Source organism: Stenotrophomonas sp. SbOxS2 (assembly GCF_013416715.1).
GTDB classification, from domain to species: Bacteria; Pseudomonadota; Gammaproteobacteria; order Xanthomonadales; family Xanthomonadaceae; genus Stenotrophomonas; species Stenotrophomonas lactitubi.
Genome location: NZ_JAAVXD010000015.1, coordinates 1 through 601, shown reverse-complemented (window position 1 = coordinate 601; position 601 = coordinate 1). Strand labels below are relative to the sequence as shown.

Genomic DNA, 601 nt, shown 5'->3' with positions numbered 1-601 from the left:
TTTCTCGATCGGGCGAGGCATTGGCTGAGCCGTTTCCTCGGCCATCACTTCTTCTCCAGCCTGACCAAGCGGATACTCTTCATCAACCTTGCCGGCCTGGCCGTAATGGTCGGCGGCATCCTCTACCTCAACACCTTCCGCGACGGGCTGATCGGCGCCCGGGTCGAAAGCCTGATGACGCAGGGCGAGATCATCGCCGGCGCCATCGCGTCTTCGGCGACCGTCGAGACGGATTCGATCAGGATCGACCCCGAAAAGCTGCTCGAGATGCAGGCCGGCGAGAGCATCGGGCCCGGTTCGGACCAACTCGACAGCCTCGATTTTCCGATCAATCCGGAACGCGTCGCCCCGGTGCTGCGGCGGCTGATCACGCCTACCCGCACGCGGGCACGCATCTTTGACCGCGACGCCAACCTGCTGCTCGATTCACGCCATCTCTATTCCCGCGGCCAGATTCTGCGCTACGACCTGCCTCCGGTCGAAGAGGAGGAGCCGACGCTCATGGAGCGGGCGCAGAAATTCGTCTTCGACCTGTTCCGAGATCGAACGCTGCCGGTCTACCGCGAGCAGCCCGGCGGCAATGGCGCCGCCTTCCCCGAGG

General features: G+C 64.4%; 1 protein-coding gene. It reads left to right on the top strand.

What is annotated here, in order from left to right:
• Positions 1–601, top strand: a 601-nt coding sequence (locus tag HFK18_RS21580; protein ID WP_306669854.1) for a stimulus-sensing domain-containing protein, incomplete at both ends; no start/stop codon positions are given.